The following is a 26,202-nucleotide window of genomic DNA, read 5'->3' on the forward strand; positions in this document are numbered from 1 at the left end:
TCCGGCATTAGCGAAGCCCGGCCGGGCGTCTGCCCTGGCCGCGTTACGGGATATGGGCCTGGCATTCATCCACTGGATGAGGCTGGGCCCGGTGCGCGGCCTGGCCTGCCAGCTCGCCAGGTTCGACAACCGCATCCTGGCGCACAGCCGCAACGGCGCGCCGGAACCCAACGCCAGGGTGGGAGACCTGCTCGCGCTGCGGCCGGGAAACCCTCCCTACAAGGGCAAGACGGCGCGTGCGACGAGCCGCGAGGACGCTGAACTGCTGCGGTCGGTCTTCCAGCCGCTGGACGGTCAGTTCCTGGCGATGCACCGGCTGTACGCCGGCGCGATCCTGCAGGGCAACCACCGGCGCTACGAGCTCCTGAGGCGTGCGGGCGACCCGGAGTCGAAGATCTCCTTCGACACTCCGATCTTCATCAACAACTTCACGGTGGAGACGCGAGAGCAGGTACGCCGCCCAAGGCGATCGCGAAGGAGCACGGCACGGCGCAGGGATCCGCACGGCATGGGTCTGCCGGACCGCCTCGCCCGCCCATGGTGCCGCGCCTCCCGCTGATCACCTACGGGCGGGCTTGCCCACGGTCGCGAACAGAACGGCCGGGCTCCGCACGCGGAGCCCGGCCGTTCAGGCATCGTGGCCCACTCCACCGGTGTCGCGCCCGGCGGGGGCATCGGAGCCGGGCCGATGGCCATGGCGGTGACCTCCCATGGAACGCAGACCAGCCACCTGGCGATGCGACTCGCCCCTCCCCCGCCCCCTCGCCGCCGGTCGGCGTTGAACTGCGGCGTCGTCCTGATGTTCGCCATGTTCATCGGCCTCGGCCTGATCGCCCTGTCCGGATTCTCGCTGAACGACCGGCCGGACCAGGCGAGCGACCGCTGGACCTACCTCGCGACCGCGGTCGTCTGCCTCTGCCTGACGGCGGCGGTGTACCTGATGGTCCTCGTTCAAGGACGCAGGCTCAAGCGCGGGTACGAGGCCTATGCCGCCGTGTGGCCGGCGATGATGCACACCTGGCAGAACGCCATGGTCTGCCTTCGGTGTCACGGCGCCTTCTTCCCGCCCGGCGTCCTGCACCCCTCGCTCGGGCCGAGCCGGCTCATCCCCCTCGACGGTTTCCACGCCGCCGTCAGCGACATCGGCGCGCGCATCGCCGTCGGCGCGCCCGCCGCCCCGGACCGGAGCATTCCATCCGTGGCGGAGACCGCCGATGGAGCGCTTCGGTACGGGCGGTGTAGAGGGCGGCGTATTCGCGGCGCGGCGGCGCGGTGAGCCGGAACCGCGCGTACCCGGCGAGGGTGAGGGAGGGCAGGTACAGGCCGCTCTCCTCACGCAGTTCCCGTACGGCCGCCTGGAGGGGCGTCTCGCCCGGATCGATCCCCCCGCCCGGCAGTTCCCACTGTCGCCGGAAGCGGTCGAAGACCAGGAGCAGGCGCCGGCCGCACCAGACCGCGACCAGCGCCGCGGGCATCGGCGCGTCGTCGGGTACGCCGGCGACCCGCGCGGCGGGCAGGAACGCGGTCAGCGCGTTCCCGGTCCTCTCGTCCAGGGCCAGGGCTCGGTCCATGCGTTCCATGGTGCGTGCCTCCCGGCCCGCGCCGGGAGATCACGGCGGTTCAACGCTTCGGATCTTCGCGATCGCCACCGTGCATGGAGCGGGCACGGCGAGGGTGGGAGGCGGTCGTTAGGCTGGGCCGGCATGGAGGATCTCGGGCGTCAGGTCGCCTACTGGGACGGGGCCGGGGCCACCAAGACGTTCACGCACCCGGTGGATCTCGGCTGGCTGGCAGGGGTGAGCCGGGACGCGCGGGTCCTGGACTACGGCTGTGGGTACGGCCGCGTCATGGCCGAGCTGAGCGAGCACGGCTTCACCGACGTGTCCGGCGTGGACCTGTCCCCCGCTCTCATCGCGCGCGGCCGCCGGTCACGGCCGGACCTGCGCTTCGCGGTGCTGGAGGCGCCGCCGGCGCTGGAGTACCCGTCGGCGGGCTTCGACCTCGTCCTGCTGTTCGCGGTGCTCACGTGCGTTCCGGACGACGGCGCTCAGCGGGCGCTCGTCGCCGAGCTGAGCCGTGTCCTGGCGCCCGGCGGGCTGCTCTATGTCAGCGACGTGCTCCTGCAGGACGACCAGCGGAACCGGGATCGCTATGCCGCCTACGCGCGGCGCTTCGACGCGCCGTACGGGGTGTTCGCCACCGGTGACGGCGCGGTGTGCCGGCATCACGACCTCGCCGGGCTGCGCGCCCTGCTGTCGGATTTCGAACCGGTGGACGAACGCCGGATCGACGTCACCACGATGAACGGCAACCGGTCGCGGGGAGTGCAGTTCCTGAGCCGTAAACGGTGACGCGAGGACGGGTGCGGCCGGCAGGGGAATTGGCTCGAGCGATGCGACATATACGACATGAATCGCATTGCGGACCAGGTGGAAGGCCAGGTCGGGCGCCTGCGGATTGCGATGCGGTACCGGCTCTGGGCGGCTGTTCGGAATCAGAGACGTGGTCGGTCCAGGGCGCGTACGGTCCTTGTTCAGGGAAACGGTCCAACGATCGAGGAGCGTCCTTGGACAAGGTTCAGCGACTGCGCGACGTCTCCGACGCCGACGTCGCCGCGTGGCACGAGGTCGTCGCGGCGTCGCTCGCCCACGATTTCCCCGATGAACCGGCGCCGACGCTCGATCAGGTGCACGGCCAGGTGACCACGTCCGGGCTGAGCAGCCGCCACCTGCTCTGGGTCGCCCGCGCGGACCGCACCGTGACCGGCGTGGCGCGGCTCCGGCTGTTCGAGGGGACGGGCCGGCGCCATCTCGGGGAGTTCACCCTGCACGTCCATCCCGAGCACCGCCGCCGGGGCGTCGGAACGACCCTGCTGCGGACGGTCGCACGGGCCGCCCGGGACGAGCAGCGCCGCACACTCGTGGTGGAGGCGTCCTCGCAGACGTCGGGCGCGGCCTTCCTGGAGGCGAACGGCTTTCTCTGCGCGCTGTCCCTCAGCCTGTTGCTGCTGAACGTCGCGGAGGCGCGCGGCGTCGAGGACATCGTCGGGACCGAGCACCCGGGGTACCGCCTGACCCGCTGGCTCGGGGTGGTTCCGGACGACCTGGCGGAGGCGTTCGCCGAGGCCAAGGCCGCGATGGGCGACATCCCGGCGGGGAAGATGAACTACGGCACGACCACCTGGGACACCGACCGGGTACGGGACATGGCCGAGGTCGTCGAGAAGCGCGGCGACACGCTGCTGACGGTGGCCGCGCTGCACGAGAAGACGATCGCGGGCTTCACCGAGCTGATGATCCCGGTCGGTGACGGTACGCGGGCGATCCAGTACGACACCGCCGTCGTGTCCGGGCACCGCGGGCGGGGGCTCGGGCTGTGGGTGAAGGCGGCCATGCTCGAGTGGCTGCGCGCGGAGTGGCCCGCCGTGCTGGAGATCGAGACCGACAACGCCGAGGACAACGCCCACATGCTCGCGGTCAACGAACGGCTGGGGTTCCGGCCGCTGCGGCAGACCCGGCAGTACCAGTGCGACCCGAGGATGATCCACTAGGCGGACGTTGGCGGTTCCCTGGCCTCGGCGGGTCTACAGTGACGGAGAGTCGAGGAGGCAGAGTTGCTGTACTGGTTCATGTACCGGGTGGTCCGCCCGCTGCTCCGGATCCTGTTCCGGCCGGTGGTCGTGGGGCTGGAGAACGTCCCGGAGGATGGCGCGATCATCCTGGCCAGCAACCACCTGTCGTTCGTGGACAGCGTGCTGATTCCGCTCGTCGTGCCGCGCCGGGTCACGTTCATCGCCAAGGCCGAGTACTTCGAGGGCAAGGGCGTGGCGCGGATCCTCGGCGCGTTCCTGGACGCGATGGGGCACATCCCCGTGCCGCGTACGGAGCAGCGCGCCGCCGTGGCCGCGCTGGACATCGCGCTCGGCGTCCTGAACAACGGCAGCGCCTTCGCGATCTACCCGGAGGGCACCCGCTCCGAGGACGGCCGGCTCTACCGCGGGCACACGGGTGTGGGCTGGCTCGCGCTGAACGCCCAGGCGAGCGTCGTGCCGGTGGCGGTGAAGGGCACCGAGAAGATCATGCCGGTCGGCGCGAAGATCCCGATTCCCCGGCTGCACCGGCCGGGCGTGAAGTTCGGCAAGCCGATCGACTACACCGCGTTCGCGGACATGCCGCCGGCCAAGGGTCGCCGCGCGATGGTGGACGAGATCATGAAGGAGATCGAGAAGCTGTCGCGCCAGGAGTACGCGGGCGTGTACAACGAGCGGTCCAAGCAGACCCAGGCCTGACCGCGGGGCCCCGCCTTCCCCTCCTCACAGGGGGTGTTCGAACCAGACGACCTTGCCGGTCGGGGTGCGCTGGGTGCCCCAGTGCTCGGCGAGGGCACTGACGAGCTGCAGGCCCCGCCCGTTCTCGTCGGTGGTCTCGGCCCGGCGCAGGTGCGGGAGATCGTAGCCGTCGTCGCGGACCTCGCAGAGCAGGGAGTTCGCCCGGATCAGGCGCAGCCCGAGGTCACCCGCGCCGTGCACGATCGCGTTGGTGACCAGCTCGCTGACCAGGAGCTCGACGGTGGGCACCAGGGCGGGCAGGTCCCAGGTCTGCAGGGCCTCGCGGGCGAGGCGGCGGGTCTCGCGGACCACGGCCGGCTCCGCCCTGAGGTTCCAGGAGAAGACGTCCTCCTTCGGGATGCCCTCGAAGCGCACGGCCAGCAGGGCGATGTCGTCGTCGTACCGGCCCGCCGTGCCGAAACCCTCGATGAGCGTCTCGCAGACGTCCTCCAGCGGCCGCGGCGGGCCGGAGAGGAAGTCCCGCAGCGCGGTGAGCCCGACGTCGAGGGGCCGGTCGCGGCGTTCGACCAGGCCGTCGGTGCACACGACGAACTGGCTGCCGTCCTCGACGTCGAAGCAGACCGTCTCGAACGGGACGCCGCCCACGCCGATCGGGGCGCCGGGCGGGACCTCCAGCAGCCAGGACTCGCCGGACGGGGAGACCAGTACGGGCGGCAGGTGCCCGGCGTTGGCGATCTCGCAGCGCCGGGCCACCGGGTCGTACACGGCGTAGACGCAGGTCGCCAGGCACTCGTCGCCGAGCCGCCGGGCGAGGTCGTCGAGCTGGCGGAGCAGTTGGTCGGGCGGGAGGTCCTGCGGGGCGAGCGTGCGTACGGCGGTGCGGAGCTGTCCCATGATGGCGGCGGAGGTCAGGCCATGGCCCATGACGTCGCCGACGACGAGGGCGAGCCTGCTGCCGGGCAGCGGAATCGCGTCGAACCAGTCGCCGCCGACCCGTACGGCCTCGTCGGCGGGGACGTAGCGGTAGCAGATCCGCGCGCCGGCGACGTCGGGCGGGGCGTCGGGCAGCATGCTGTGCTGCAACTGCGCCGCCACGCGCGCCTCGCGGCGGTAGAGGCGGCCGTTGTCGACGCACACCGCGGCCCGGCGGCCCAGCTCCTCCGCCACGGCCACCTCCCGCTCGCCGAACGGCGGCCGGTCGCGTCGGCGCAGCAGGACGATCGTGCCTAAGATCTTGCCGCGCGCGATGAGCGGCGTGATCAGCAGCGCCCGGCCGCGCAGCAGGGGCCGCAGGTCACGGCTGCCGACGCGGGAGGAGATGCGGCGGCTCACGCGCTCGCTGACCCGGGGGACGTTGACGCTCTGCCCGGTGGTCAGGTCGTCGGCGAGCGGCATCCTGGACGGCATCCGGATCACCTCGCCCAGGGGGACGAGATCGTCCCAGTGGCCCTCCTCCTCGTCGTACCGCATGGCCACGCGTACGACGCTGGGCGAGGCGTCCGCCTCCGGCGGGGGCAGCTCCTGGCCGGTGACGATCGACTCGAGCAGCTGAACGCCGGCGAAGTCGGCGAACGAGGGCACGAGCGCGTCGCACAGGGCGTCGGCGGTCTGGACCGGGTCGAGCGTGTCGGCGAGGCGGGCGCCGACGTCGTTGAGGAAGTCCAGGCGCTCTTGGGCCGCCAGGTGCTCCAGCGGCTGGTGGGGTGGCGGGTCGTACGGCGCCGCGGCGGTCGGGCGGACGCGGCCGAGCCGTGGCGCCGTGTCGCGGTGGCCGGCGAACGGCAGGCGTACGGTCACGCTGACGTTCACGGCCGGATAGCCGCGGGCGAGGACCTGATCGCCGATCTCGCGGTGGTCGAGGTCCGGCGGCAGCAGCTCGGCGAGCCGGCGCCGGAGCAGCGCGGAGTCGACGGTGGACGACTGCACGAGGGTGGGCTCGACGCGAAGGATCCGGACGCCGCTCGTGGCGGTGAGCGGGGCCGGCGGCGGGGGCGTGATGAGGACGTCGCCGAGCGCGAGGCCGTGGCCGTGATCCTTGATGCGCTGCGCGTCGGCGGCCACGGCCAGTCCCCGGGCGTCGCCCGGTCCGGTCAGCGGATACACCCACCAGGCGATCTCCCGCACGGCGCCGTCGTCGAGACGCGAGACCAGGCACACCCCGGTCCAGACGTGGCGCAGCCGGCGGTCACCGAACTCGAACGCCGACCGGTGCTCCTGCGGCAGGTGCAGCAGGGTGCGCAGCGGGCGGCCGGCCACCGCGTCGTACGGGGCGCCGAAGACGTCCTCGGCGGCGGGGTTCCAGCGGGTCACGCGGCCGAGCTCGTCGAGCAGGACGACGGCCATCGGGGTGATCCCGAGCAGGTGGCGATCGAGCAGCCGGGGTGGCGCACCGGCGGCTGCGAGGCGCGTGGCGGGGCGTTGCCGAGTGACCACGGATGATCCCCCTCTCCAGCGAGGATGCAGGCGCACGGCCCCCCGACCCGCGATGTGACCGACGTTACAACCGGTTGCCCGACTGCGCTGCGTTTCGACGCGATTACGTCGCTCAGCGAAGGCGTCGGCACGTCCGGTGACCGAACCAGGCCATCGCCGCCCACGGCAGCGCCCACCGCCGCAGGGGGTGCTCACGCGGCCGTGGGTCGATCGCGCGGCCACGCCCTGTGGTTTTCCGCAGGCCGCGCATGAAGCACGTTGTGTCCGGCGAAAAAGGGGTAACCACCCTTTTCGTCCAGGCAGGGCCGGTCCGCGGCCCAGCGGAGCGACGGAGGAGAGAGCCCCATGTGGACACAGAGTGTGACGAAGCTCATTTCGCAGCGTGTCGAACTTGCGTTAAACTGACGACTCCGGTAGGCGCCCGTGTGAGAGGCGCCGAGCCTCTTCGCCGGTCGAGCCGACACAGTCGTCGGTGGCGCATCGGCGATCCGGCCCGCCGCTCCCCTGGCGGGCACACATAGCCGACAGCTGCACGGAGATCATCCGTGTCCGGCGCCTTCGAACCGGCCCCGCACCGCCGCGGGGAGCTCCCCCGACCGAGGACATCCGTCCAGGTCAGCACTTCTATGGAGCAGCAAATGACGACTGTGGCGAGCGATGCCCGCCAGGACGTCGAGCGATACCAGCGCGACGTCACGCCGCTCATCGACCCGCTGTACGCCAGCGCGGTGCGAATGACGCGCAACCCGGCCGACGCCGAGGACCTGGTCCAGGAGACCCTCGCGAAGGCCTACGTGAACTTCCACCAGTTCAAAGAGGGCACGAACCTCAAGGCCTGGATGCACCGCATCCTGACCAACAACTTCATCAACACCTACCGCAAGAAGCAGCGCGAGCCGCAGCGCGCCGCGACCGAGGAGATCGAGGACTGGCAGCTCGCCCGAGCCGAGTCGCACACGTCCACCGGCCTGCGCTCGGCCGAGCACGAGGCGCTCGACCGCCTGCCCGACTCCGATGTGATCAAGGCGCTGCGTGACCTGCCGGTCGAGTTCCGCACGGCCGTCTACCTCGCCGACGTCGAGGGCTACCCCTACAAGGAGATCGCCGAGATGATGGGCACCCCCATCGGCACGGTGATGTCCCGGCTGCACCGCGGCCGCCGTCAGCTGCGCGAACAGCTCAAGCAGTACGCGCCGCGCGTCGCCGTGGTCCGCGCCGCCTGACCCGGCCGGCCCACCCGGGCCGGCCGCCATCGCGCTCGCCCGGACCGGGCCGGCTCCCATGGCGGCGAGCCACCGGACCCGCTCAGAACCCGCCCTGCAGCTGCCGGGTCAGCTGCCCGTACCGTTGCCAGCCCTCCTGCTGCCGGCCGTCCCCCAGCACGTACCAGGTCGCCGGCGACCGGGCGTCGCCGATCCGGTGCGCCGGGACGCCCGGCGGCCCCGCGGCCGCGCCTCCCACGGCCATGCCGATCGGTGCGGACGGTCCCAGCCAGCGCGGAACCGTCGTCACGTCCGCGCGGCCATTGCCCAACTGGGTGAACAGCGAGATCAGGTGCCGTCCGGCGGCGATCCCGCCGAGAAGAGTCGGCAGGCCGGCGACCGGCACCGTACGGGGATCGGCGTACCCGATCACGAGGGTCACCGCCTCCTCGACCTCCTCACCCACCTTCGACACGAGCAGCGTGCCGACGGCCGGTGTCGCGCCCGCGCCGACGATCGTCAGCCACGTCGCCGCGGCGCCCCGCGACCAGAACAGCTCACTGAGCCGCTCGCGCCGCCACACGTCGGTGGCGGGCTCGGCGGTCCCCCAGCCGCCGGGCGGCCCGCCGGTCAGCGCCGTGCAGACCTCCTCGGTGGCGGCGCCGATCGCGGTGTCCGACGTGTACCGCACCCGGAACGTCACCGTCAGCTGCGCGCCGACCGGCTCCGCCGGGGGCGTCGTGTACGTCGGCGCGTACGTCCGGGCCCGCGGGTCGATGATGAATCCAGCGCCGTCCCACACGAGCGGCACCCCGGACAGACCGTCGTAGTAGCCGCCGTCCGCGCGGACCACCCAGTGACTGTTCGGGCTGGTGAGCACCAGCCGCATCGGCACCGTGATCCGTGCGCCCGGTCCGGTGACGATCTGCAGTCCGCGCCCCGTCTCGCTGCAGAACCGCAGCCCGTCGGCCAGCCACTTCGTGAACCCCACGACCGGCCGGTCCTGAAGGATCACCATGGCGTCGGCGGTCAGCGCGTCCGCCGCCGGCCCGGTCATGTGTCCTCCTTCGTCGGAGGAGTGACCAGAGGCGGCCAGATGGCGCCGCCCTGCCAGTGCACCAGGTCGTCCGCGAACCTCCGGGCGATCCGCGCCGCGTCCGGTATGCCCGCCGCCGCGCGTACCTCGACCCACCAGACCGGTACCTGGACGTGGGCGGCCGTCTCCGGGCCCAGCAGCCGCTCGATTTCGCCGCGGACCTCGACGAGTTGCGGTGTCTCGATGGACACGGTCAGCCGCCCGCCGGCGTCATAGAGGTGGAAGGCCCCGTCGCCGGCGTCGTACGGCTCCAGCGACTCACCGAAGGCGATCATGCCGTCGACGACGGTCGAGATCTCGGGCCGGTGCCGTACCAGGGCGACGATGTCGCTGGTCAACAGCCTCACCTCCTATCGGGAAGCGTGATCACGGGTCTTCCAAGGGGTCGTGGTCACGCGGCGACCGCCCGGGCGAACGCCTCGACCGCGATCCGGATGACCGCCGCCCGCGTCTCATGGCCGATCCGCGCGGCCTCCACCGCGGTTCCAGCCGCCAGGTGGCGGTCATAGGGGACGTGCACCACCGGCAGCCCACCCGAGCTGAGCATCTGCGCGGCCCGCGTCAGATCGGCGTCCACGTGCGGGGTATGCGTCACGAACGCGATCACCGTACGGGGCAGGAGGTGGTCGTAGCCGTTCCGCATCTGCCACTCCAGGGCGCCGTGCGCGCTGAGCGCCCCGTCGACCGTGCCGGGCGTCACCATGACCTGGGCGTGAGCGTCGGTCATGATGCCGCGTTGCAGCTCCGGCAGCAGCCCGGCCCCGCAGTCGATCACCGCCGCGGCGAAGTAGCGGCTCATCGCGCCCGCCGCCGTACGGAAGGTGGCCAGATCGAGCTCTCCCGCGATCCGTCCTCCGGCCGTCCCGGACAGCACCCACAGACCGTCGGTGGTCCGGGCGAGGTACCGGGACGCGTCCTCGAACGACCTCGGGTGCGCCGACATCAGGTCGTGCAGCGAGAGCTGCGGGCCGACGCCCATCCGCAGCGGAAGCGAACCGAGCCCGGAGTCGGCGTCCACGGCCAGAACGCGGTCCTGCCGGTACTGCGCGATCGCGGTCGCGGTCAGCCCCGCCACGGTGGTCTTGCCCGCGCCACCACGGATGCTGGTGACCGCGATCTGCCGGCAGGACGGGACCGGCCGGCCCAGCACCGCCTCCACGTCGGCGGCCTTGCGGACGTCGCCCGCGGCGGAGGCCCCCACGGCCCGGCGCACGCCACGGGACATCCGGCGCATCAGGGGATCGCCGTACGCGGACCGGCGCACGAGGTCCCGGGCGGCGAGCGGCGCGCCCGTCGCGGGCGGCCCGGCCTGCGTGGGACCGGGCACGAACGGTGGTTCGGAGGGAGCCGAACCCCCCACCGGCCGATCCTGTGGAGCGCCGGGATCCTGCCGCCACGCCTCGGAGCCGGTGGACCATGCCCCCTGCTCCGGCTGCCTCGGCGCGTCCTGCGGTGCCGCCGGAGACCCCCAGGACGGCTGGGCGGCGTCGTCCCACCGCACCTGCGGCGGCGGCTCCCAGGGGGACAGACCCTGTTCTCCCTCCGCCGGAGCTTCCTGCCGCGCCGCCGCAGGAACGTTCTGCTCCCACTGGGGTGCCGCGTTCGGCATCCACGAGAGCGGCTGTTCCTGGTCGGCCTGGGCCGGGCCGCCCTCCGCCCAGGACGGCTGCCCACCCGCGTCCTGTCGTGGCGGGGCCTGCCGCGGCGAAGCCTGCCGCGGCGGGGCCTGCGCCTCCTCCCAGGGTGGCGCGGGCTGGTCCCACGCCACCGGGGGGAACTGTTCCCACTGCGCGGGCGGCGCCTGTTCGGCCTGCGGCGACGGATCCTGTTCCGCCTGGGGCGGGAGCCCCTCCCCCTGTACGGGCGGCGCCTGTTCCACCTGCGGCGGGAACCGTTCCCACTGCGCGGGCGGCAGCTGTTCGGCCTGCTGCGGCGAAGCCTGTTCCGCCTGGGGCGGGAATCGCTCGCCCAGCACGGGTGGCACCTCTTCCGCCTGCGGCGGTGAGGCCTGCGAGGGGAACCGCTCCCGCTGCGCAGGTGACGCCTGTTCGCCCTGCGGCGACGGATCCTGTTCCGCCGACGGCGGGAACCACTCCCCTTGCGCCGGCGGCGCCTCTTCCGCCTGGGGCGGGAATCGCTCACCCAGCACGGGTGGCACCTCTTCCGCCTGCAGCGGTGAGGCCTGCGAGGGGAACCGCTCCCGCTGCGCAGGTGACGCCTGTTCGCCCTGCGGCGGCGAAGCCTGCTCCGCCTGTGGCGGGACCGACTCCCCCTGCGGCGGCGCCTCTTCCGCCTGGGGTGGGAACCACTCCTCCTGCGCCGGCGATACCTGTTCCGTCTGCGGAGGGGCCGGTGACTCCTGGGGCGCGGATGGCCGCTCCGCCTGTTGCGGCGCCGGTTCCCCTTGGGGTGGCGCGGGCCGGCCCTCGGTGGGCGCCGGGCCCTGTTCCGCCTGGGACGCCTCGCTCTGGTCTCGCTGCGACGGTCGCTCCGGCTCCACCTCGGGGAGGTCGAGGACCGTGCCGCCGATCAGGGGGTGGGCGACGAAGGAACCGTCATCGGCCGGAGGCTCGTCGGCGTACGAATCGACGGCCGCGCGCTCGACCGGCGGGGCCGGCGCGCCGCCGTTCAGTGCGGGAGCCTCGGGTGGGGACGGTTCGTCCCGCCACTCGGGTGGTGGAGCGGACGTGACCTCGAACATGCCGCCGGCCGGCGCCTGGCTGCCGGCCGCGCGCGGCGCGGATGAGGGCATGGGGCGACCGCTCGGATCGGAGACCATGAGCCCGGACAGAGGAATGCCGAGCTCGGTGAGCACGGTGACCTGCCAGGGCTGTTCGGACACCGGTCTCCTCTCGGCGCGCACCAGGCGTAATGAGGGCGGAAAACGCTATTGATCCTATCGGCGCGGGCCCCCTGCCGGGCTCCGGCTACGAGCATGCGGGCCCGTTACGGTGTGCTTTCGGTGCGCTACAGTGAGCGATTGAGCTCCGCTGATCAGGCGGACTTTCCGGGGGGAAGACAAATGCGAATCATTCTGGCGTTCTCCATCGCCGCCGCCATTCCGGCGGTGCTCTCGGCCGCCGCGGCCGGGGCCCAGACCAGACCGGCGCCTCCTGCGGCCGACCTCGGCGAACAGGCCATATGGCCGAAGGGACCTGTCCGGCCCGCGCCACCCGGTGCGGTCATCCGCGACCTGTCCGCCGCCCCGAGCGCCCAGGCGCCGATCACCGTACGGATGCCTCCCGCGCCGGGCACCGGGGCTCCGGCGTCCGACTCGACGCCGCCGCACGGTGGCCCCATGCGGCCGCCGGCGCCGCCGGCACCGTCGGCGGACCCGGCCACCGGTCCGGCCGCCGCGCAGGGCCCGACCCGGCTGACGCTGCGGACCGCGGTGGGCTCGGCCGCCCCGCGCACCGTGACGTTGCAGTGCGACCCGGTGGGCGGCACCCACCCGAAGGCCGCCCAGGCGTGCGCGGACCTCGACAAGGCGCGCGGCGACCTCACGGTCGCCCCCGACGAGAAGAACCCGCGGGCGTGCTTCATGATCTACTCGCCGGTCGCGGTCAGCGCGGAAGGCCAGTGGCGCGGCGAGCCGGTCAAGGTCAGCGAGCGGTACCCGAACACCTGCGTGCTGCGCGCCAAGACCGCCTCGATCTTCGACTTCTGACGATCGAGTTCGGCGAACACCTCGATCTCCCGTCGAGACCGACGTTCCGTGGGCCGTCTTGTCCGGAATAAGACCCGCCTCTGGGGGTAGTCGGCGCATGACGGGCGAAGGGAAGTGTTCGCAATGGCGCAGAAAGTACGCGACGTGATGACGCCCGAGCCGGTCGCCCTCCCTCTCGACGCGCCGCTCACCGAGGCGGCCCGGTTGATGCGTGACCAAGGAGTCGGCGGAGTGCTCGTCACCCAGGCGGGCCGATTGTGCGGGATGCTCACCGACCGCGACATCGTCGTACGCGCCGTGGCGGAAGGACGCGACCTGCACGGCACACGGCTCGATCAGGTCTGCAGCGCCGGCGTGGTGACGATCGGGCCCGATGACGAGACCGAGACCGCCGTGCGCCTCATGCTGGAGCGAGGCGTGCGGCGGCTGCCCGTCGTGGAGGGGGACAGGGCGGTGGGCATCGTCTCGCTGCGGGACGTCGCGACCGGCGGCGACGCCCCGATCGCCGACGCCCCTCGTGGCGGCGAACACCTGGCCGGTTAGGGGGCTACCGTGGACGGCGTGGGACCGCAGATCAGCAGTGAGCTCGCCGTGGAGATCGCCCGTCTGGGCCTTGTCCACGAGGCGTCGGAGACCGTGGCGCTGCGACGGGTGACCGAGTTGGCGGTCCGCACGGTCCGTGGGTGCGCGGGTGCGACCGGGATCCGATGGGCCGCCGGGGACGACCCCGAGCCCCGGGACCTGGCCGGCACCCATCCGGACCTGGCCTACCTCGTCGACGTCCAGTGCACCCGCCGGGACGGCCCGGTCTTCGACGTGGCGCGCACCGAGACGTCGGTGTTCTGCTCCGACACGCTGGTCGAGACCCGGTGGCCCTCCTTCACTCCGATCGCGCTGCAACGCGGGGTGCGGTGCTTCGCCACGACGGTGCATCGCACCGGGCCGATCCTGATGACGCTGACGATGTACGGCGTGGTGCCCGGCGCCCTCGACCGGCGGGAGCTGGGGATCGGTGCCCTGCTCGCCGCGCAGGGCGGCGCGGCCGTGTCCAACACCCGGCACTACGAGGACGCCCACCGTACGGCGGTGCAATTGCGGCAGGCCGTGGAGGCGCGGGCCGTCGTGGATCAGGCGAAGGGCGTGCTCATGCACGCGATGGGCTGTGACGCCGAGACCGCGTTCAACGAGCTCAAGAGGATCTCCCAGACCCGGCACGTCAAGCTGACGGCACTGGCGCGGCGGATCGTCGAAGGCAGCAGGCCCGATGCCGACGGCACCGGGCGGTCCGGCCTCGCTGGAGCCGCGGGCGGCCGTTAGAGTACGAACAGCCGTCCGATTTGGTCGCGGGCAGCGATCGCATCACGCTGGGAGGCGATATGTCCGACCAGCAGGAGACCCGGTCCCTTCTCCAGGAGACCGCCAAGGTCAAGATCCGGCTGAGCGAGCTGCGCAGCGCCGCCGCCCTGCCCGACGCCGACCCCGGGCCGCTCCTGGAGGCGGCCCTCGTCGAACTCGAGCTGGCCGTGGCGGCGCTCGGCTCCACCGGTGAGGACCGCGCCACCGCGGAGGCCCGATCGGAGGCCGCCGAGAGCGAGCGCCGGATGCTGCGCACCGTGTTCCAGGACGCCCCGGTCCCGCTGTTCCTGCTCGAGCGCGATGGCACGGTCCGACGGGTGAACCGCCAGGCCGGCGCGCTGCTCGGTTCGTCAGCCGGCTACCTCACCGGCAAGCCGTTCCCGGTCTTCTGCGACATGGCGACGCGGGCGGCGGTCGGCTCGCACATCGCGGGGGTGTTCCACTCGGGACAGCGGCGCCGTACGCGGGTGCGCTTCCTGTCCAAGCACGGCCCCGTGTTCGCCGACGTTACGCTCGCCCGGATCTGGGTGAGCGGGGAGCCCGAGCCGCTCGTGGTCGCCGCGACCGCTCCGTCGACGCGTGAGCCGGCGACCCAGGAGCCCGCGCCCGAGGTGCCGGCGACGGACGACGCGGTGGCCACGGTCGTGCACCGGATGGACGTTCTCGCCACCGCCACGGGGATGCTGCTGGAGGACGACTCGCTGACCGAGTCGGTCGCCGTCCGCCGCTCGGCGCGGCTGATCGCCGCCGAGCTCGCCGACTGGGTCATCATCGACCTGGAGCAGAACGGCGCGCTGCGGCGGCAGGTCGTCATGGGCCCGGATGACGAGCGGCGGACCCAGGTCGCCCGGATGCTGGAGAACGTCCACCCGGGTTCCGGCTCGCTGCCCGCCCTGGTGTACGACAGCGGCCAGTCGGTCCTGCAGGCCCACATCGAGGACCTGCGGACGCTCGGGACCACGGAGGGCGATCTGCCCGTGTGCGGGCTGATCGAGGCGTCCTCGCTGATCTGCGTGCCGCTGGACGACGGCGAGCGCACGCTGGGCACCCTCACGCTGACCGTCTCGGGCGAGCAGGGGCCGTTCGACCTGATGGACCTCGGGCTGCTCGAGCGGCTCGCCCGCAACCTCGCGCTGGTGATCCGGACCGGGCGACGCTACCGGCGCCGCATGGAGGTCACCGAGCGGCTGCGCGCCGGTCTGCTGCCCCGCGAACTGCCGGCCATCCCCGGGACCGAGGTGTCCGCGCGGTACGTCGTGGCGACGCGGGACGGCGGGTTCGGCGGCGACTTCTACGACGTGTTCCCGACCGCGGTCGGCTGGGGGGTGGCCCTCGGCGACGTCTGCGGCAAGGGCGAGGACGCCACGGCCGTGAACGCCGGAGCGCGGCACGGCATCCGGATCCTCGGCCGGTGGAACGCCAAGCCCGACGAGGTCCTCTCGATGGTGAACGAGACGCTGCTCGACCAGGAGCGGTTCGTCACGGCCGTGATGGCCTGCGTCGAGCCGCGCGACGAGGGCCTCGCCGTCATGATCGGCAGTGCGGGGCATCCGCCCGCGGTGCTCATCCGGCGCGACGGGCTGATCCGCACGCTGAGCGGTGGCGGCATCCCGCTCGGCCTGTTCGCCGACGACTTCGAGGTCGGCGTCGAGTCGCTCGACCTGGAACCCGGCGACACGCTGTTCCTGTACTCCGACGGCGTCGTGGAGAGCTCCGACGCGCAGCGCGACCGCTTCGGGCACGAGCGTCTGGTCGAGATCCTCGCCGCGCACGCCGCCGGTCCGATCGCCGACATGCCGCTGGCGGTCGAGCACGCTCTCATCGACTTCTGCGGCGGTGAGCTGCGCGATGACGTGTCGATGTTGGCCCTGCGCGTCACCGCGGACGCCGGTGGCCGGTCGGCTGTTTCCGGGTCGGCTGTTTAATCGCCGCCGTATGAGGTAATAATTGGGTCCAGGAACTCGTGCCTAAGACGCAGGCACACCACCGGAGGGCGGCATACCCGCCCTCGATCTCCGGAGGGTGTGCATGCGTACATACAACTCAGGCCCGGTCAACGGCCTGACGTCGGCGTTCCTCTCTCTTTCCCCCACGGTCCCAGGCAACGGTCCTGGCCGTGAGTGCGTGCGCGCATCATTTCCCATCCCCGATCACTCCCACGGCTTCCGTCCCGTACGTCGGGAAGCCGGACGGGACGAGATCGTCACGGACACCGACGCGCCCGGTCGTCTGATCTTCCTGGAGGTTGCTCGATGATGAACATCGCCATGGTCTCGGTCCAGAACAGCCCCCTCGGAGCCGCCAAGGGACTTGAGGACGGTCTCGGCGCCCACGTCGCCGACCTCGCCCGCGAGCTCGGCCACCAGGGTCACCGCGTCACCGTCTTCACCCGGCAGGACGGGCGGGACCCGCGGGAGCGGGTGCGGTTCGCCCCCGGGGTCACGGTGGAGCAGCTGGCCGTCGGGCCGGTCCGCCCGCTGGCCGAGGACGAGCTGCTGCCCTACCTCGCCGACTTCGGTGCGGAGCTGGCGCGGCGCTGGCACGGTAAGCGCCCCGACGTCGTCCACGCCCACCACTGGGTGAGCGGTCTGGCCGCGATCGCCGGTGCGAACGGCCTCGACATCCCGGTGGTGCAGTCCTTCCACACCCTGGGGACGGCCCTGAGCCGGTCCGGGCAGCCCTGCTCGCCCACGCGGGTACGGCTGGAGAAGGCCATCGGCCGCAGCGTTCGCACGGTCGTCGCCATGACCGAGAACGAGCGGACCGAGCTCGTACGGCTGGGTATCTCGCGCCGCCAGATCACGCTGGTGCCCGCGGGCGTCGACGTGGACAAGTTCACCCCGAACGGCCCGGCCCTGCCGCGCGGTGAGGCGCCGCGCCTGGTCACGCTCCTGAAGGTCGGCCGGCACCAGGGCGTGACCTCCGTCATCCAGGCGCTGGCGCGGATCCCGGAAGCCGAGCTCGTGGTGGCCGGCGGCCCGGCGCGGGAGGACCTGGAGACCGACGAGACCGTCCACCAGCTGCGGATCAAGGCCAAGGAGGCCGGGGTCGCCGACCGCGTCACCTTCATCGGCCGCGTCTCGGCGAACGACGCGCCGAAGCTGCTGCGCTCCGCCGACCTGACGATCAGCGTCCCCGCGTACGAGAACGTCGGCCGGGTGCCGCTGGAGTCGATGGCCTGCGGGACCCCCGTCGTCGTCTCCCCCGTCGGCGGTCACCTCGACTCGGTGATCGAGAACGTCACGGGCATCCACGTCCCGGCCGATCGGCCCATGGAGATCGCCCGCCGCGTTCGCGCGCTGCTGGCCGACCCGACGATCCGCACGGCCCTCAGCATCGGGGCGGTCGACCGGGTCCGGTCCCGGTTCTCCTGGGAGCGCGTGGCCCACGAGACCGTCAAGATCTACGAGTCCCTGCAGCCGGTGCCCGAGCCCGAGCCGGAGCCCGTTCTCGCGGGCGTCGGTGCGGGCGCCGCGGACGAGGACGAGGACCTCTGACGGCGCCGATGGGCACGAGCGATACCGAACCTGATCCACGTCCGGACGAGACACCGCGGGAGCGGTTCGACCGCGAACTCGTGGAGATGCTGCAAGGGCTGCGCGTCATCGTGGCCGGGGTGCAGTTCCTGTTCGCGTTCCTGCTCACCCTGCCGTTCTCGAACGGTTTCAAGCGGGTCGGCCACGTCGGGCAGTGGGTGTTCTACCTGTCGTTGATCACGGCGGCATGCGCGTCCATCTGCCTGATGGCCCCGGCCGCCCAGCACCGGATGCTGTTCCGGTCCGGCCGTAAGGACCTGCTGGTCAACCGGTCGAACCGGTACGGCATCGCCGGGACGCTGGCGCTCACCGTGTCGATGTCCAGCGCCGTGGCGGTCGCCGCGAAGGGGTTCTTCTCCTCCGGGCTGGCGGCCGTGACGGCGGCGGCGATCGTCGGGGTGGCCGCGTGGGCGTGGTTCGTACAGCCCATGCTGACCCGCCACCGGATCGAGGACGACGGCGAGCGGCCGGAGGCCGGCCGGCGGGAGCTGCGTACGATCATCGACTGAACGACGAGGAACGGCCCCCGCGCGAGGGCCTGTCTACTTTGCGACAGGCCAGGCACGGGGGCCGTTTCTCGTGCGTATCGAGGTCAGTACGAGCGGCCGAAGATGACCCGCTTGCCGTACGCCGACGGCTGCCCGCAGCGGAAGCAGGCGCCCGTCTCCGCCGGCGCCTCCGCCGGGATCACGCGCGGCGTCGCGGCCGTGTCGGCCTTGATCTCGTCCTCGCACTCCGTACGGCCGCAGTGCAGGACCCGCGCCCAGCCGCCGCCGACCTGGGACCGGAAGGACTCCCAGTCGTCGATCTCGGCGGTGTGCTCGTCACGGAAGCGCTCCGCGCGGGCGTACAGGAACGCCTGGAACTCCTCCAGGATCTCGGGCAGCACCTCGGGCACGCGGTCGAGCGGGATCTGCTCCTTGCCCTGGTCGCCGAGCCGGCGGGCCAGCGTGACGACCCCGGCGTCGAGGTCGCGAGGGCCGAGCTCCAGCCGGATCGGGACGCCGCGCATCTCCCAGTCGTTGTACTTGAAGCCGGGCCGCAGCTGGGTGCGCTCGTCGACGTGCACGCGGACGCCGGCCTGCTTCAGCCGGGCCGCCAGCTCGCTCGCCGCCGCGACCGTGCGCTCGGCGGTCTCGTCACGGCCGATCGGCACGATCACGACCTGGTACGTCGCGATGCGCGGCGGCAGCACGAGCCCCTTGTCGTCGCCGTGCGTCATGATCACGCCGCCGAGCATGCGGGTGCTCATGCCCCACGACGTGGTGTGGGCGTGCACCAGCTCGCCCTGGGCGTCCTGGTACTGGATGTCGAAGACCTTGGCGAAGTTGGTGCCGAGGTAGTGCGAGGTGCCGGCCTGCAGGGCCCGCCCGTCGCGCATCATGCCCTCGATCGAGTAGGTGCGGACCGCTCCGGCGAACCGCTCGCTCGGGGTCTTCTCGCCCTCGATGACCGGCATCGCGGCCAGCTCACGGGCGACCCCCGCGTAGGCGTCGAGCGCCCACATGGTCTCGCGCATCGCGTCGTCCTCGTCCGCGTGCGCCGTGTGCCCCTCCTGCCACAGGAACTCGGTGGTGCGCAGGAACATGCGCGGGCGCAGCTCCCAGCGCACGACGTTGGCCCACTGGTTCAGCAGCAGCGGCAGGTCGCGGTGCGAGTCGATCCACTTGGCCATGTACTCGCCGATGACGGTCTCGGAGGTGGGCCGCACGACCAGCGGCTCCTCCAGCTCCTTGCCGCCGGCGACCGTGACCACGGCCAGCTCGGGCGAGAACCCCTCGACGTGCTCGGCCTCGCGCTTGAAGTACGACTCCGGGATGAACATCGGGAAGCAGGCGTTGCCGTGCCCGGCCTCCTTGATGCGGCCGTCGAGGTCCGCCTGCAGCAGCTCCCACATGCGGTAGCCGTACGGCCGGATGACCATCGTGCCGCGAACAGGGCCGCGGTCGACCAGCTCGGCCTGGACGACGACCTCGTTGTACCAGGCGGAGAAGTCTTCGGACTGAGGAGTTACGCCTTCCCGACTCACGCAGCCGAGCGTACCGGCCTCCGGGCGCTCGCGTGGACAACCTGGGGGTACGGCCGCGGGAAGACGATCACGGACGGCCCGGCGGAGCCGGGGGTGATGATCTCGGCGGCGGCCACCGGATACCAGGGGACGACCACGTTCGTGGGGCCTTACGCCGATCACATCGCGATTCGGTTTACCGTACAGGCGTGTCAGACGAGACCCCGCCCGAGGCGGAGCAGAAGAAGCCCGCGAAAAAACGGTCGTTCCTCCGTGAGCTGCCCATCCTGATCGGCATCGCGCTCGTACTCTCGCTGCTGATCAAGACGTTCCTGGTGCAGGCGTTCTTCATCCCCTCCGAGTCGATGGAGCGGACCCTGCACGGCTGCGCGGGCTGCACGGGGGACCGGATCCTCGTCTACAAGGCCGGGTACCGGTTCCACGACCCGCACCCCGGGGACATCGTCGTCTTCCGTGCCCCCGGGCCCTGGGAGCCGGAGACCCGGATCGCCAAGCCGAGCAATCCGCTGCGGCGCGGGCTGAACTGGGTCGGCGGCCTGTTCGGCATGCCCCAGGCGAACGAGAAGGACCTCGTCAAGCGCGTCATCGCGGTCGGCGGCCAGACGGTGCAGTGCTGCGACGCCCAGGGCCGGGTGCTGGTCGACGGCAAGCCGCTCGATGAGCCGTACATCTACCAGGACGACCACAAGAGCTTCGGCCCGATCAAGGTGCCGGCCGGCCGCCTCTGGGTGATGGGAGACCACCGGTCGGACTCCGCCGACTCCCGCTTCCACCTCGAGGACGGCTACCAGGGGACCATCCCGGTGAAGAACGTCATCGGCCGCGCCTTCGTGATCGTCTGGCCGCCCTCCCGCTGGAACACCCTCGGCAAGGGTTGACGGCGGCGCGGCGGAAAACCCATTGGCGTGTTCGGCGGGATGGCGGAGACTGGCCGATCGTGGGCCACGTCGAAGTCGCGCATCTCGATCACGTCCTGCCCGACGGGCGGGTCCTGCTGGACGACGCCTCGTTCCGGGTCGCGGACGGCACGGTCGCCGCCCTGGTCGGGCCGAACGGCGCGGGCAAGACCACGCTGCTGCGGCTCGTCGCCGGTGACCTCGAGCCGCAGGGCGGCACGATCACTCGCAGCGGCGGGCTCGGGGTGATGCGGCAGTTCATCGGCAACATCCGCGACGAGTCGACCGTCCACGACCTGCTCGTCTCCACCGCGGTCCCGCGCGTACGCGACGCCGCGAAGGCCCTCGAGCAGGCCGAGCTCGCCATGATGGAGCGCGACGACGAGCCCACCCAGATGCGCTACGCCCGGGCGCTCGCCGAGTGGGGCGACGCGGGCGGCTACGACGCCGAGGTCCTGTGGGACGCCTGCTGCGTCGCCGCGCTCGGCGTCCCGTACGACCGGGCCCGCTGGCGGGACGTGAAGACGCTGTCCGGCGGGGAGCAGAAGCGCCTCGTCCTGGAGGCGCTGTTCCGCGGCCCCGACGAGGTGCTGCTGCTGGACGAGCCGGACAACTACCTCGACGTGCCCGGCAAGCTCTGGCTGGAGGACCGGCTGCGCGAGACGCCCAAGACCGTGCTGCTCGTGTCACACGACCGCGAACTGCTGGCCCGCGCCGCCCGGCAGATCATCACGGTCGAGGCCGGGAACGTCTGGGTGCACGGCGCCGGCTTCGCCACGTACGCGCGGGCCCGCCGCGACCGCAACGAGCGCCTGGAGGAGCTGCGCCGCCGCTGGGACGAGGAGCACGCCAAGCTGAAGGCGCTCGTCCGCATGTTCAAGCAGAAGGCCGCGTACAACTCCGACATGGCCTCGCGCTACCAGGCCGCCCAGACCCGGCTGCGGCGCTTCGAGGAGGCCGGGCCGCCGGAGGTCCCCCCGCGCGACCAGAACATCAAGGTCCGCCTGCGCGGCGGCCGGACCGGCAAGCGCGCCGTGATCTGCGAAGGCCTCGAACTCACCGGCCTGATGCGGCCGTTCGACCTGGAGGTCTGGTACGGCGAGCGCGTCGCGGTGCTCGGCTCGAACGGCTCGGGCAAGAGCCACTTCCTGCGGCTGCTGGCCGGGGAGGACGTCGCCCACACCGGCGCGGGCCGTCTCGGCGCGCGGGTGGTCCCCGGACTGTTCGCGCAGACCCACGCCCGGCCCGACCTGCGCGGCCGTACCCCGGCCGAGATCCTGATGACCGAGCACGCGCGGCTGCGCGACGAGGCGATGGCCGCGCTGGCGCGGTACGAGTTGCAGTACTGCGGGGATCAGGCGTTCGAGACGCTGTCGGGGGGCCAGCAGGCCCGGCTGCAGATCCTGCTCCTGGAGATGAGCGGCTGCACGCTGCTGCTGCTCGACGAGCCCACCGACAACCTCGACCTGGCCAGCGCGGAGGCGCTGCAGGAGGGCCTCGAGGCGTACGCGGGCACGGTGCTCGCCGTCACCCACGACCGCTGGTTCGCCCGGTCGTTCGACCGCTTCGTCGTCTTCGGCGCCGACGGATCGGTCTACGAGGCCACCGAGCCCGTCTGGGACGAGACCCGAGTAGCCCGCCCCCGCTGACCCGCAGACGGGCCGGCCGCCGTGGGCCGGCGAGGGTCTCGGCCGCCGTGGACCAGCGGAGGTCTCGGCCGCCGTGGCCCGGCGGAGGTGCCGGTCGCCGATGCCCGGCCCGTGCGCGCCGGGTCAGTCGGCTGCGCGGAGCGCCAGGTCGAACTCGACCTCGACCTCGTCGGCGAGCTTGAGGGCGCCGAGCAAGGCCGAGTAGGGCTTGATCCCCCACTGTGTCTGGACGACGGTCGCGCGGCCTCGGACCCGGTCGTCAGCCACACCTCCCCGTACGGTGAGAGGGCGGGTCCGGCCCATGATCGTCAGCTCTCCGGTGAGAGTGAACGACTCGGGCGTGCCCTGGGCCCCGCTCGATCGGAAGGTGATCAGCGGGTGGGCACCGGCGTGGAGGATCTTCTCGCGGGCGTTCTTCTCGATCTCCGCACGGTCGGAGTCGGTCAGCGGCTTGACGCCTCCGGTGCCCTCACGCACACGCAGCGAGTCGACCTCCGCGTCGACGTTCACCGACAGGCTCGCGGGGTCCGTTGGGTCGACGGCCGCCTCGCCTGACCAGCGGGTCACCTCGATCGTCAGGTCGTGCCCGACCTTGCGTCCGACCCCGCTGCGGGAGGTGCGGAGCAGGAGGCTCCCCGAATCCGGCCCCAGCGCGTAGGTGCCCGTCCTCAGCGCCATGTCTCCAGATTACGCCCGGCCACCCCGTTCGCCGGGGTGGCGGTGGGTCGGCGGTCAGGGAGGAGGCGCCCGGCCGGGCGCCTCCGGTTCGACGTGCTCAGGTGCACCGATCCGACGTCTCAGTGTCGCGCGGGCAGGCCGATCTCACGGACGATGTCCCCGATCGTGTGGAACTCCTTGCCCTCGGGCAGCCCCGAGATGGCCTCGACCACCGAGTCGGGCGCGCCCTTGCTCCGCAGGTGGGCGAGTAGACGCCGCCGGTCGGCGGGGAACTCGCTGGGCGGCAGGTGTCGGCTGAGCTCGGCCCGGCGTGCGACCTCGGCGGGCGACATGCCGCGTGCCGGTCGCGCGGGCCGAGCCGTGGCGTCTCCGCCCGTCTCGCCGTGCTCCGACCGCGTCGTCCCGCTCCCCCTGATGAGGTTGTTCGTCTCCTTCCGGAGGTGCTCGTCCTGGGCCGTACCCTGCTTGTCGCTCTCGCGCTGCATGGATGACCTCACCTTTCGCGTAGCCCCCTCTCGGACGCTCCCCCGGGCATACAGGCGTTCCGGTCCGACCCCCCGGCAGGGGAACGCCCGAGATCCTCGACTGGAATCGGGTGGTCGCGCTGCGTGACCACCCTCCAGCCGCCCTACCCGACCAGAGCGGTCGCGAACCCTGGCGCCCCCGGACGGGACGCGCGGAGGGACGCTCCGCGCGCGTCTCAGTGGATGCGGCTTGTGGTCTTCGAGGGCACGAAGACGGCGAGCGCGGCGGGGGCCTTCGACACGATCACGTTGCCCTCGGAGGCGCCGACCTCGCCGTCCCGGGTCAGCCGCAGCGCGCCGTGGCCGCCCTTCAGTTCGAGTTTGCCCGCCGACCAGGCGCTGTAGTCCGGCATCAGTCGCAGGTGCCCGAGCAGCAGGGCGGCGACCGCGCGGCTCCGGCTGATGTGGCGCTTGGCGCCGATGAGCCGGATGTCGAGCACCCCGTCGTCGAGCCGCCGGCGCCAGGTCGGGGCCACGCCGCGGGCGCCGTACCGGCAGTTGCCGATGAACGCGAACCACACGCGCCGCCGGCGGCCGTCGACGTACACGTCCGTCGGCTCGGTGTGGCGGAGCACGCGGACGGCGGCGACGGCCAGGGCGGGCCACTTGCCCAGCCGGCCCTCCAGCCGCTCCCGTCGCTGGACGAGTTCGGTGTAGGCGCCGAAGCTCGCGGTGTTGAGGAAGATCTCGTCACCGGCCCGGCCGACGTCGACGCGCGCGACGCAGCCGGACCGGTACGCCGCGACCGCGTCCGCGACCGTCTCGAGGCCGAGGGCGCGCGCGAAGTGGTTGAGCGTGCCGCCGGGGATCACCAGGAGGGGGACGCGCTGGTCGAGGGCGGCGGCCGCCGCGGCCCGGATCGTGCCGTCGCCGCCGCAGGCGCCGAGCACGGCCGCGCGCCCGGCGGCGTCCTTCAGCGTCGTCTCGAGGTCGTCGTCCGCCTCGACGATCTCCGCGGCGGGGAGACGTTCCTTGAGCACGCGGGTCACGTCGTTGTTGCCGCCGGCGCCCGGGTTCACGACCACGATGACGCCCTCGCCGTCCTCCGACACGCCGCGGAGCGCCTCGACCGGCTTGGACCAGCGGGAGCTCGCCGGGCCGGGCATGGTGGGCCACAGCAGGCGGGTGCCGAGACCGGCGACCGTGCCCAGCGCGAGCCCGGCGAGCACGTCGCCCGGGTAGTGCGCGCCGGTGTAGATCCGGGAGAAGGCCACGGCGCCGGCGGTGACGCCCACCGGCACCGCCACGGCCGCCGGGGCCTCCATCGCGACCGCCGTGGCGAACGCGGCGGCCGACGCCGAGTGGCCCGACGGGAAGGACGGGGAGGTCGGGAGCCGCCACGGCGAGCGGATCGAGGGGATCAGGGTGACCCCCGCCCGGGGGAACAGCGGGCGCGCCGAGGGGGTGAACAGCTCGATCAGCGGGCGGGACCGTCGGAACGTCTGCTTGCCCACGAGGTTCGCCAGCGGGCTGGCCAGGCCGATGGCGATGGCCCCGCGCAGCGCCGCCCGGCGCATCCGCGGTCGGCTGGTGAGGGCGAGCGTCCCGGCGACGCCGCCCCACAGCACCGAGTGGTTCGCGATTCTGGACAGGCGCGGCAGGATGTATTCGAGGCCGGGCAGCTTGGCCGCGGCGACCGCGTCGAAGGCACGCTGGTCCAGCACTCTCGCTCGATTCAACAGGGACATGAACCGGTGTATCCCCGTTGCGCACCGGATCACGCCAATGATCACATTCTTGGCATCGCATCTCGCGGTTGGTCGTTGCCGCGCGCCCGTCTGCAATAGGCTGCTCGGCATGAGTCACCCGGAACGGCTCGGAGCCTCGGGTGGCGGGCAGGTCAGCACTATCGCGGAGCCCCCTCACATGACCGGGAACCCCCCGCTGGCCGAGTTCGCCGCGCGCCATGGGCTCAAGAAGAGCGCCGCTCGTCCCCCCCTCGGTGAGTACATCCGCCAGCTCTGGCAGCGACGTCACTTCATTTGGGCGTTCGCCTCGGCCAAGAGCGTCGCGATGTACACCGAGTCGCGTCTCGGCCAGCTTTGGCAGGTTCTCACTCCCCTGCTGAACGCCCTGGTCTATTACCTGATCTTCGGTCTGCTGCTGGGCCGCAGCGGGGACGTGTCGAAGTACATCCCGTACCTGGTGACCGGCATCTTCTTCTTCCACTTCACCCAGCGGTCGGTGACCTCGGGTGCCAAGTCGGTGCAGACCAGCATGTCGCTGATCAGGGCGCTGCACTTCCCGCGGGCCACGCTGCCGTTCTCCTACACGATCGTGGAGCTTCAGCAGCTGTTCGCGTCCATGGGCGTGCTGCTGGTGATCATGCTCGGCTTCCAGGAGTGGCCCACCTGGCAATGGGCGCTGATCATTCCGATCCTCCTGCTTCAGCTGATGTTCAACATCGGCGTGAGCCTCGTGGTCGCCAGGATCGGCGCGTTCGTCCCGGACCTCAGCCAGCTGCTGCCGTTCATCCTCCGGACCTGGCTCTACTTCTCCGGGATCATGTTCTCGATGTACACCCTGAGCTCCAAGGTCCCCACGTGGGCCATGCGGGTCATGGAGGCCAACCCCGGCTCGGTGTACGTCGAGCTCGCGCGCCGCACGCTGATGGGCTCCTACCGTCACGACCTGGCCCACATGAAGGCGAAGTACGCCGAGAAATGCGCGGCGGGCGGCACCACGCACAAGCAGATCGTCGCGGCGGCGAACGCCTGCAAGCAGCACGCCGAACTGGTCTCGACCAACCACATGATCTGGATCTACGCCGTGGGCTGGGCCGTGGTCGCCTTCGCGGTGGGCTTCTGGTTCTTCCACCGCGCCGAGGAGAGGTACGGCCGTGGCTGAC

At 72.1% G+C, this 26,202-nt stretch carries 23 protein-coding genes and 1 pseudogene; 15 read left to right on the top strand and 9 right to left on the bottom strand.

Annotation, left to right across the window (positions count from 1 at the left end; genetic code table 11):
- Positions 1-52: 52 nt before the first annotated feature.
- Both AB0L00_RS09020 and AB0L00_RS09025 read left to right on the top strand, forming a co-directional pair.
- The gene (locus AB0L00_RS09020; RefSeq protein ID WP_364430472.1) at positions 53-559 is read left to right on the top strand and encodes a hypothetical protein; all 507 of its coding nucleotides are present in this window, start codon (positions 53-55) and stop codon (positions 557-559) included.
- Positions 560-637: 78 nt separating this feature from the next.
- The gene (locus AB0L00_RS09025) at positions 638-1,276 is read left to right on the top strand and encodes a hypothetical protein (protein WP_364430475.1); all 639 of its coding nucleotides are present in this window, start codon (positions 638-640) and stop codon (positions 1,274-1,276) included.
- Positions 1,277-1,286: 10 nt separating this feature from the next.
- Here the strand turns inward: AB0L00_RS09025 and AB0L00_RS09030 are convergent.
- Positions 1,287-1,580, bottom strand: a pseudogene (locus AB0L00_RS09030) (NUDIX domain-containing protein); the annotation flags it as partial.
- A 123-nt stretch (positions 1,581-1,703) separates the two neighbouring features.
- Here AB0L00_RS09030 and AB0L00_RS09035 point away from each other — a divergent pair.
- The 3 genes from AB0L00_RS09035 (at position 1,704) to AB0L00_RS09045 (ending at position 4,288) form a co-directional block, all read left to right on the top strand.
- Positions 1,704-2,351, top strand: a complete 648-nt coding sequence (locus AB0L00_RS09035) for a class I SAM-dependent methyltransferase (protein ID WP_364430477.1) — start codon at positions 1,704-1,706, stop codon at positions 2,349-2,351.
- Between the two features lie 215 nt (positions 2,352-2,566).
- Positions 2,567-3,550 carry a GNAT family N-acetyltransferase gene (locus AB0L00_RS09040; protein WP_364430480.1) on the top strand — a complete coding sequence of 328 codons (984 nt, stop codon included), beginning with the start codon at positions 2,567-2,569 and terminating at the stop codon, positions 3,548-3,550.
- Between the two features lie 63 nt (positions 3,551-3,613).
- Entirely contained in the window at positions 3,614-4,288 is a 675-nt protein-coding gene (locus AB0L00_RS09045; RefSeq protein ID WP_345354916.1) for a lysophospholipid acyltransferase family protein, read from the top strand.
- Between the two features lie 24 nt (positions 4,289-4,312).
- On the opposite strand, the gene AB0L00_RS09050 is transcribed toward AB0L00_RS09045, so the two are convergent.
- Positions 4,313-6,721, bottom strand: a complete 2,409-nt coding sequence (locus AB0L00_RS09050; RefSeq protein ID WP_364430483.1) for a SpoIIE family protein phosphatase — start codon at positions 6,719-6,721, stop codon at positions 4,313-4,315.
- A gap of 638 nt (positions 6,722-7,359) precedes the next feature.
- Between AB0L00_RS09050 and AB0L00_RS09055 the strand changes: the two genes are divergently transcribed.
- Complete coding sequence (locus AB0L00_RS09055; protein WP_364430486.1) at positions 7,360-7,944, top strand: sigma-70 family RNA polymerase sigma factor; 585 nt, start codon at positions 7,360-7,362, stop codon at positions 7,942-7,944.
- A gap of 82 nt (positions 7,945-8,026) precedes the next feature.
- On the opposite strand, the gene AB0L00_RS09060 is transcribed toward AB0L00_RS09055, so the two are convergent.
- From AB0L00_RS09060 to AB0L00_RS09070, 3 genes are read right to left on the bottom strand one after another with little or no spacing between them, the layout of a single operon-like run.
- Positions 8,027-8,980, bottom strand: a complete 954-nt coding sequence (locus AB0L00_RS09060; RefSeq protein ID WP_364430489.1) for a DUF6177 family protein — start codon at positions 8,978-8,980, stop codon at positions 8,027-8,029.
- A complete protein-coding gene (locus AB0L00_RS09065; RefSeq protein WP_364430492.1) occupies positions 8,977-9,357 on the bottom strand; it encodes a hypothetical protein in 381 nt (126 codons plus the stop codon). The genes AB0L00_RS09060 and AB0L00_RS09065 overlap by 4 nt, the downstream gene beginning before the upstream one ends.
- A gap of 53 nt (positions 9,358-9,410) precedes the next feature.
- Positions 9,411-11,861, bottom strand: coding sequence for a hypothetical protein (locus tag AB0L00_RS09070; protein WP_364430495.1), 2,451 nt, complete (start codon positions 11,859-11,861; stop codon positions 9,411-9,413).
- Between the two features lie 180 nt (positions 11,862-12,041).
- Between AB0L00_RS09070 and AB0L00_RS09075 the strand changes: the two genes are divergently transcribed.
- The 6 genes from AB0L00_RS09075 (at position 12,042) to AB0L00_RS09100 (ending at position 18,087) form a co-directional block, all read left to right on the top strand.
- On the top strand, positions 12,042-12,686 hold the full coding sequence (locus AB0L00_RS09075; RefSeq protein WP_364430497.1) for an SSI family serine proteinase inhibitor: 645 nt from the start codon (positions 12,042-12,044) through the stop codon (positions 12,684-12,686).
- A 123-nt stretch (positions 12,687-12,809) separates the two neighbouring features.
- The gene (locus tag AB0L00_RS09080; RefSeq protein WP_364430500.1) at positions 12,810-13,229 is read left to right on the top strand and encodes a CBS domain-containing protein; all 420 of its coding nucleotides are present in this window, start codon (positions 12,810-12,812) and stop codon (positions 13,227-13,229) included.
- Between the two features lie 18 nt (positions 13,230-13,247).
- A complete protein-coding gene (locus AB0L00_RS09085; RefSeq protein WP_364430503.1) occupies positions 13,248-14,003 on the top strand; it encodes a GAF and ANTAR domain-containing protein in 756 nt (251 codons plus the stop codon).
- 59 nt (positions 14,004-14,062) lie between these two features.
- A complete protein-coding gene (locus AB0L00_RS09090) occupies positions 14,063-15,967 on the top strand; it encodes a SpoIIE family protein phosphatase (RefSeq protein WP_364430505.1) in 1,905 nt (634 codons plus the stop codon).
- Between the two features lie 327 nt (positions 15,968-16,294).
- Positions 16,295-17,539, top strand: a complete 1,245-nt coding sequence (locus AB0L00_RS09095) for a glycosyltransferase (RefSeq protein WP_364430508.1) — start codon at positions 16,295-16,297, stop codon at positions 17,537-17,539.
- Positions 17,540-17,547: 8 nt separating this feature from the next.
- Positions 17,548-18,087, top strand: coding sequence for a DUF6328 family protein (locus tag AB0L00_RS09100; RefSeq protein ID WP_364430511.1), 540 nt, complete (start codon positions 17,548-17,550; stop codon positions 18,085-18,087).
- Between the two features lie 83 nt (positions 18,088-18,170).
- Here AB0L00_RS09100 and proS read toward each other — a convergent pair whose 3' ends face one another.
- Positions 18,171-19,607, bottom strand: coding sequence for a proline--tRNA ligase (proS, locus tag AB0L00_RS09105; RefSeq protein WP_364394443.1), 1,437 nt, complete (start codon positions 19,605-19,607; stop codon positions 18,171-18,173).
- A gap of 188 nt (positions 19,608-19,795) precedes the next feature.
- Here proS and lepB point away from each other — a divergent pair, with 188 nt between their 5' ends.
- Together lepB and AB0L00_RS09115 are read left to right on the top strand one after the other, a co-directional pair.
- Positions 19,796-20,485 (top strand): signal peptidase I, encoded by a 690-nt coding sequence (gene lepB, locus AB0L00_RS09110; RefSeq protein WP_364430514.1) that lies wholly within the window; start codon positions 19,796-19,798, stop codon positions 20,483-20,485.
- A gap of 59 nt (positions 20,486-20,544) precedes the next feature.
- On the top strand, positions 20,545-22,152 hold the full coding sequence (locus AB0L00_RS09115) for an ATP-binding cassette domain-containing protein (RefSeq protein ID WP_364430517.1): 1,608 nt from the start codon (positions 20,545-20,547) through the stop codon (positions 22,150-22,152).
- Positions 22,153-22,275: 123 nt separating this feature from the next.
- On the opposite strand, the gene AB0L00_RS09120 is transcribed toward AB0L00_RS09115, so the two are convergent.
- The 3 genes from AB0L00_RS09120 to AB0L00_RS09130 all read right to left on the bottom strand — a co-directional run bounded on the left by AB0L00_RS09120 (position 22,276) and on the right by AB0L00_RS09130 (position 25,018).
- Positions 22,276-22,830 carry a YceI family protein gene (locus tag AB0L00_RS09120; protein WP_364430520.1) on the bottom strand — a complete coding sequence of 185 codons (555 nt, stop codon included), beginning with the start codon at positions 22,828-22,830 and terminating at the stop codon, positions 22,276-22,278.
- Positions 22,831-22,949: 119 nt separating this feature from the next.
- Positions 22,950-23,315, bottom strand: a complete 366-nt coding sequence (locus AB0L00_RS09125; RefSeq protein ID WP_364430522.1) for a DUF2795 domain-containing protein — start codon at positions 23,313-23,315, stop codon at positions 22,950-22,952.
- Positions 23,316-23,530: 215 nt separating this feature from the next.
- Positions 23,531-25,018: a diacylglycerol kinase family protein gene (locus AB0L00_RS09130; RefSeq protein ID WP_364430525.1), complete on the bottom strand. Its 1,488-nt coding sequence runs from the start codon at positions 25,016-25,018 to the stop codon at positions 23,531-23,533.
- Between the two features lie 202 nt (positions 25,019-25,220).
- Between AB0L00_RS09130 and AB0L00_RS09135 the strand changes: the two genes are divergently transcribed.
- Complete coding sequence (locus AB0L00_RS09135) at positions 25,221-26,201, top strand: ABC transporter permease (protein ID WP_364430527.1); 981 nt, start codon at positions 25,221-25,223, stop codon at positions 26,199-26,201.
- Position 26,202: the final 1 nt, after the last annotated feature.

Source organism: Actinoallomurus sp. NPDC052308 (assembly GCF_040679195.1).
GTDB classification, from domain to species: domain Bacteria; phylum Actinomycetota; class Actinomycetes; order Streptosporangiales; family Streptosporangiaceae; genus Actinoallomurus; species Actinoallomurus liliacearum.